This window comes from Bacteroidia bacterium, assembly GCA_019695265.1.
Taxonomy (GTDB): domain Bacteria; phylum Bacteroidota; class Bacteroidia; order JAIBAJ01; family JAIBAJ01; genus JAIBAJ01.
Genome location: JAIBAJ010000179.1, coordinates 1 through 4094 on the forward strand (window position 1 = coordinate 1; position 4094 = coordinate 4094).

At 36.7% G+C, this 4094-nt stretch carries 1 protein-coding gene; it reads right to left on the reverse strand.

From position 1 onward, the window contains the following. A partial coding sequence (locus K1X82_14985; protein MBX7183414.1) for a right-handed parallel beta-helix repeat-containing protein occupies positions 1-4038 on the reverse strand: 4038 nt, incomplete at its 3' end. Positions 4039-4094 lie beyond the last annotated feature (56 nt).

Sequence of the window (4094 nt, forward strand, 5' to 3'; positions counted from 1 at the left end):
ACAAAAGAGACTATCGTTGAAAATAATACTATCGTTAACCAAATAGTAGAGGGCCCTGGCTTGGTAAACAGCATGACCACCACTTTTGGGGCATTGCCAGATTATTTCCTCTAAAGCAGCCTTGTCTGCTTCTCCAATTGTATCTACGCCAACAGCCACAGTTCGAATGTAAATATCAGCAACTGTTTTGGCATTGGATTCATAAACCTGAGTGACATTTATAGAAGAATTCTGGATTGAAGCATTGGCAATTTTGCTTAACTCTTCCGTCATTTCTTGGTTAATTGCCAATTGGGACAAGCTATCAGATAAATTTAGTTGTGCAAGGTAGTCAATTCGCTGCTTTTCTAAATTGGCAATTACACTATCTGTCAATGTGGAATCTGCCAAAAGGCTATCGTTCAAATAGAGTAAATTCAATACACTATCAGTATAGTTTGCATAAGTTGCAACCTCATCAACCCTTTTCCAGGTTTTTGCACTATTTAGGCTGTCTTCGAGCGTAAGAAATAAACCTGGACTAAGAGCTATTTGAGAGGTGTAAAAGGTATCAAGTCCTGCTACACTATCTTGCAGCTCTGTATCGTATTGAACCCTTCTTAATAAACCACGAGTTGCCTCCCAGGTCATGGAATTGTTATAAGTAGAATCAAGCAAATGACCATGGAATACAGAATCCTCTGAAGCGTCAAGGCTTTTTGGTTTGTTAGGCCCACTAGCTGAACAAGAAAATGGATCGCCTGGAGCTACTAAAAACCAACCAGATCCAGAAATATCAGACAGCACCCCTGTGTTGTCAAGGCCATATTGTTGATAAGGCCAATAATTGGAAGTGTTGTTATGAACTAAAAACTTTGAATATTGATAACCATTCAAATAGAAGTCATTTCTGGCTTCCAAAAGGTAATCTGAGCTACTGTTGTACGGCCACTGATTTCCATGATGGGTCTGGAGGCCGATATAACTGTTGTTCTCGATTTGAATGCCTGATAAATGACGGTTTATAGTATTCCCTTTAAATAAGGTATTTGCATTTACTCCCATAAAATCAAATCCATAGAAAGTGTTATCGGTAACATTGCATTTTATTAAATTATTATTACACAACCCTTGATAAAATGCCCTATGCTGTAGAAAAAACCAATTTACAGACGAAACAGTATAAATTAAATTATCTCTAATTTCTGCATCATTTGTGTTGGTGCAATAAATGCCATACTTTATATTCATTTCATTCGGAGCTACATTGGTAGGGCAATTCTCGCCAGTACCTGTTGCTAATCCATCCTTCATAATTATTTCATTATCATAAACCTTAATTTTGGAAGCATTGTTGAGGTAAATACCATATTTGGATCTCCATAAATTTATGGTATTATTAAAAATATGGGTATTGCCAGCATTAAACCAGTTGTTAACAAAAATACCAGTAGGAATAACCGAACAATTTAGCATTGAATTGGTGTTGTTTATATGGAGAACATTCATATAAATATTGAGTGATTGTGGATTTTCACTAAACATTGATCTTATACCATATTTTTCTGAAGCTATATTGTTGTATGATAATTGTCCTATTAAATTATTTATATTACAAATTAAAATTCCATCATTTTTAATTCCTGTCATTTTACACCATCTAACGCTTATGTTTGTAGCAACTGAATTAATACCAAACAGACAATTAGTAAATTGCGGTGTAGCATTACTTGCATTTCCAAATCCCCAAACCTTTAACCAATTGTTGGACACATTGGTCATGGCAATTGCTGAACCATCATGAGAAGACTGATAGTTAGCATACATTAAAATATTCTCAAATTTAGTTCTAACAACAGTCAAATTAGAATTAATTGCTTCAATACCTCTAACACTATTTTTTATTGTTACATCTTGGTTTAAAGTAAAACCTGGATGACCTCTAACAAAAATTGCAGCCTTGGATCTAAGGTAATTATATGGATCGTTGGATTCACCTGTGTATTTTGGTTTTAATCCACTATTCCCACCTCCATCAAAAATGACATTATTTGAAAAATGTACTGTACTTGGGTCTACATTTTGTAAATCAATAAACATTCCATAAAAGCATTTTTTAAAAATTGAATTATCTATAATTATTCTATCATTTCTTCCTACATGTACACCATATTCAGCATCTTCAATTGTTGAGTTAATTAAAGAAAATCTAATATTATCTTTTAAAAAAACACCTTGCCATTGTTTGTCACATCCTTTAAGAATGCAATTAGTAAATGTACTAAATGCATTTACCAAAATTTTAGCCCCAGGTAAAAGGATAAATGTATTTCCAGTATAAAAGGAAATTACATCAATTGTAAACACTCCATCGATAATATAGGTACTTGAAGGTGTTATAGAAGTTGTGGATGAAAATGGATTAGTAAGCACTGTTGAGTGTAACGGATAACTACAATTATTATTCGTGAATATTTTGATATTTCTAATTCCAATTTCATTAACTAAAACGACTTTTACAAAATAATTTTGTAATGGATTAAGGTCATGTGCTAAAATGCCTATTTGGCAACCACTTCTATAATAATCAACATTTACCGTGATATTGTCGCAGTTTTGATAAACTATAATTGTATCTATAAACAAGGAATCCTGAGTTATAAATGAAATTATTGAATTAGTATCCAACGCATTAAATTGAAACCAAATTTCATTAAAATTGGGCACAATATCTATGCTACTATTGTTTTCTAAAAATATTGAGTTGGAACATGTAAAACCTACTGGATAAACATTTAGGACAACAGTATCTCTTGATATACATCCATAAATTGAAGTAACGGTTAATTCAAACATTGAAGTATCTGTTGGAAATGCATAGGGGTTTGCAATAGAGCCATTACTTAAGCTACTAACCGAAGACCAAGAATAGGAATTACCACTTATAGAAGCTGATCCAATTTGCACCGTATCCCCCGCATAAATTGTCGTATCATTCCCTGCATCCGCCACCGGCAAGGCATTCACCGTAACCACCACAACGGCATCACTGGCGGTGCACCCTCTGGCATCAGTAACCGAAACGGTATACGTAGTCGTAGAAGCAGGCGAAGCCGTTGGGTTACTCACCGTAGCCGAACTTAGCCCTGTAGCAGGCGACCAGGCATAGGTGAATGGAGCGGTGCCATTGCTTAGACTGGTACTTAATCCAACGGAGCTACCCGCACAAAAGGAGGTATCATTGCCTGCATTTACCTTTAATGCAGATAACTTAGACACTACAAAGGGTCCAAAGCTGTTGATGCTATTGGCTGTAATGCTGGAACTGGTATAGCTGTTATTGCCTTTGTTTAACCATTGGCTTCCGTTCCATTGGGCTACTTTTAAGGTGTTGGGGTTTATAAAACCGCAACCTGTACTATGCCAACCCAAGCTTACATTGGGCGTACTGTTACCTGTAGTGCGGGAAAGCATCCAGTATCCGGTGGTGTCAAAATCGCTTAATCCAGCCTCAGCACTGGCAAAGGAATAGGAGGCATTGGCATTGGTATTAAAATACTCGGCGGTAAAAGCATCGGTTGAACTACCTGGTGCCGAAATAGCTACCGGAATATACTTTCCGGATTTACCTGTTGGAAAGGTAAAGGCTTGGTTCCCGGTTTTCTTGATGGCTCCTTCCACATAAGAAGCATCCGAAGCCCCATTCACCGAGCTGCTATTTGCTAAATTCAATGTATTGCCATTGGTTTTTAATACCCCCGCAGTAAGGGTTAAACTGGTATTTACCTTGATGTGGCTGTTTAGGCTTACATAACCTGCACTTTTGTTTAGGCTTAACTTGCCAAATTCAGGATTGGCTGAACCATTTTTGGTAATACTTTGGTTGGATGTTCCATTAAATAATAGGGTTCCACCACCATTGCCTATGACACTGGCAGAATTTTGAGTTAGTGAAAGGTTACCCTTGATTTCGTTGGTGCCGGAATACCCCGCCCTCGCCCTCGTTTGCAACGAGGGCGGTTGAGAAATTGGTCTCTGACCGATATTATTATCATTCATCCCTGAATTTTTGTAATTTTTACTAATCCTTTACCTGCTACTCCAGGTGTTCCTTT